Below are 3,262 nucleotides of genomic sequence, written 5' to 3'. Positions count from 1 at the left end.
CGAGTCCGGATCCACGCGCACATCGTTGGGGATGAACGCCTCGCCCGCCTGCAAGGACCGCTCCACCACCGGATGCCGCCCGGCCTCAATGTCGATCACGAGGCTGTCGTCTACAGTAGGCTGCACGTAGTTGTGCGTCTCGGCGCCGTGGGCGAGCGACGCAAACACATCCAGCCGCGCCAGTTGGTGCGCATTGTCCTGGAGGCGCGGCGTGTGCTCGGCGATCACCATGCGGAGCTCGTTGAACAGCTCATGCTCCAGCTGCTCGATCTTCTCCTCGGCCGTCAGGATCTTCTCCTCGTACTCCTTCAACTCCGGTGTGATGTAGCGCTCGGAGTTCACCAGTGTCTGCTTGCGAATGTAGCGGTCGGGCACCTTCTCGGTGTGGGTGTTCGTGACCTCAATGTAGTAGCCAAACACCTTGTTGAATCCAACTTTGAGCGAGGGAATGCCCGTGCGCTCGGACTCCTCCTGCTCCATATCGGCTACCCACTGCTTCCCTGAAGAAGCCACGTCCCGCAGTTCGTCGAGCTCGTCGCTGTAGCCGTCGCGGATGAGGCCGCCCTCGCTGATCTTGGCGGGTGGGTCGTCAACGAGGGCCTCCTGGATGCGATCGACCACGTCCGGGCAGAGCGTCAGAGCGTCGTTCAGAGCCGCCAGCGCTTCGCATCCGGTATGCGTAACAAACGGCTTAAGGCGCGGCAGCTGCTTCAGCGTGAGCTTGATCGCAATGAGATCGCGGGGACGCGCCCGTCCGGTGGCCACTTTGCTCGCCAGGCGCTCCAGATCGCCCACCTGTGCCAGTTCCTCGCGCAGATCGGCGCGGTCGGACTGCGCATCCACCCAGTGCGCTACTGCGTCTTGCCGCGCCTGAATCGCCTCCACGTCGCGCAGCGGACGCACCAGCCACGAGCGCAGGAGCCGCGCGCCCATCGGGGTCTGCGTCGTATCCAGCATGTCGATGAGCGCGCCCTCCGCATCCTCCTGCATGGGACGCACCAGTTCGAGGTTGCGCTTGGTTTCGGCATCGAGGGCGATGTGCTCATCCTGCTCGTACCGCTGAATCCGCCGGATATGCGGCACTGCGCCTTTCTGCGTCTCCTGCAGGTAGTGCAGCACCGCGCCCGCCGCCACGAGCCCCGTGTCCATGTGCTCCACGCCGAATCCCTTCAGCGAATGCGTGTCGAAGTGCTGCGTGAGGGTTTCATAGGCAAAGTCATAGCCAAAGACCCAGTCCTCCTGCGGCGTAACCGCCACCTCCTTTGCCATGCGATCGGGCACGCGGCCCTTCTGGCGCTTGTCGACGAGAATCTCCGAGGGTGCAATAGATTGCAAGAGCGGAAGCACATCGGGGGCCGCCACCTCCGTCACTGCAAACTCGCCGGTCGTCGCATCCAGAAAGGATACGCCCGCCGTGTCGCCGTCCCAGTGCACCGCCGCCACGTAGGTCGATTGCTTCGGATTCAGCAGCTGATCGCGAAACGACACGCCCGGCGTCACCACCTCCACCACATCGCGGTCCACGACCTTGCCGCTGGAGCTACTGGCATCCTCGACCTGCTCACAGATGGCCACGCGCAGCCCCGAGCGGATGAGCTTCGGCAGGTGGCTATCCACAGAGTGATGCGGAAAGCCCGCCATCGGCACATCGTCGGCCTCGCCGTTGTTGCGGGTCGTCAGCGTAATCCCCAGAATGCGGCTTACCGTCTTCGCATCCTCATCGAACGTCTCGTAGAAATCGCCCATGCGAAAGAGCAGCACCGCCTTCGGGTGGCGCTCCTTGATGCCGTAGTACTGCCGCATCAGCGGCGTGCGGCCTTTTTTCGTAGAGGTTGCCATAGGGGGATACGCAGCGGATCAGCCAAAACAGAACAACGAGACAGGCTTGCAGGAGCCCCGGCAAGCAAGCGATGTACGCAACCTATCGTTCAGGCGTTCGCTCTGCAATAACAGTCCCTCGCAGCCCCGTGAAAATCGCCGGAGGATCGGCCGGTGGATGGGTGGAGGTGTCAAAGCGACAGCGGTCGGCATTTGCACGGGCAAGCAGGCTCATGTATAGCACAACGCGTTTTTAGAGGAATTCGACCCCAGTGCCGATTTTCATAACCTGCTCGCCGGTGGCAACCATCGGAAGGCGGCGCATGCGCCACACAATGCCGCGTGTAGGCGCCTCCACCACCTCTTTTACCGTACCAAACACATCCGTGACTGCGAAAAGCCGGTCGCCCGTCTCGACACGATCGCCCAAGTCAACAGCAAGGTCGATCAGACCGCCACGACTGGCATACACCTCCTCGAACCCCGTAGCACGAACCTGCTTTGTCGGATACGTAGGTTCGCCGTGGGTAAACCCATAGTGGGCAAGCACATTGAGAACGCCCTGCACGCCGACCTCAATCGAAGCGTCGTCCCATCCCACGGTCCCCCCAAGTTCGGGATCAATGAGCGGGATGCCATCGTCGGGCGCGGCCCGTGCCAGCTGTCCGTCGGGGCCCTTTTCGTCGAGGATGTACGCAGTGCCGAACACCCGCGCAAGCTCCAGGCATTTGTCATGCAGCGGGTGCGCAGGTCCGCACCGTACGCGTACTTCGTTGATCATGCGCTTGGTGCCCCCCTGGTGCAAGTCAATGGCGAGGTCGGCGTGCTGTACGCCCTGCGTGTACACAAGGTGGGCCAGCCGCTCGCTACTTGACCCTGCCGGATCGCCCGGGAAGGCCCGGTTCAGTTTGGTATCGTCGAGCGGATTCCGATGCTCGGCCCGCTGAAAGCCGTGGTAGTTAAGGATGCCTACGACCAACACCTGTCCGGCCATCTCGCCCGGATTAATCTGCTGCATGACCGATCGCACAACAGCCAGGCCGTTCAGTTCATCGCCGTCGCTTCCAGCTTGTATGTAGAGCGTCGGCCCCTCGTCGATGCCGTTGACAACGGCCACCGGGAGTCCGAAGGCTGCGCCATGACGCGTCTCGCCAGCGTTGAGCATACCTGTGCTTATTTCTCCGGGGGCGGCTTGTGCGGTTCCAAATTCGAGCATCGGGACTATCTGGGGGGTGAGTTACTGATTGGTGATTTAAGTAGACCTAAAAAAGTATCTTAGCAGGTATGTCCTTGCAACGAGAGGCTGCTGCCTTGCTCTGGATTACGATGTGAATTCGCTCCGCTCATTTCTGGATCGCGCTCTTCCGACCGCTGTCGGAATCGCTTGTCCAGGATGACGGGTTGGGGGAAGGCGCTGGGTTGAAAAGGCGCTGGGTTGAAAGTG

The 3,262-nt window shown here is 61.7% G+C and carries 2 protein-coding genes; both read right to left on the bottom strand.

Annotated elements, in window-relative coordinates; translation table 11 throughout:
- The coding region (gene mutS, locus R6U20_RS07395) for a DNA mismatch repair protein MutS (RefSeq protein WP_410337219.1) at positions 1 to 1,839 on the bottom strand (1,839 nt) is incomplete at its 3' end.
- A 232-nt stretch (positions 1,840 to 2,071) separates the two neighbouring features.
- Positions 2,072 to 3,034: a succinylglutamate desuccinylase/aspartoacylase family protein gene (locus R6U20_RS07390; protein ID WP_410337218.1), complete on the bottom strand. Its 963-nt coding sequence runs from the start codon at positions 3,032 to 3,034 to the stop codon at positions 2,072 to 2,074.
- Positions 3,035 to 3,262: the final 228 nt, after the last annotated feature.

Origin of the sequence: Longimonas sp. (assembly GCF_046498435.1) — a bacterium.
Taxonomy (GTDB): domain Bacteria; phylum Bacteroidota; class Rhodothermia; order Rhodothermales; family Salinibacteraceae; genus Longimonas.
Note: the sequence above shows the minus strand (reverse complement) of the source record. Positions and strands in the feature narration are given on the sequence as shown.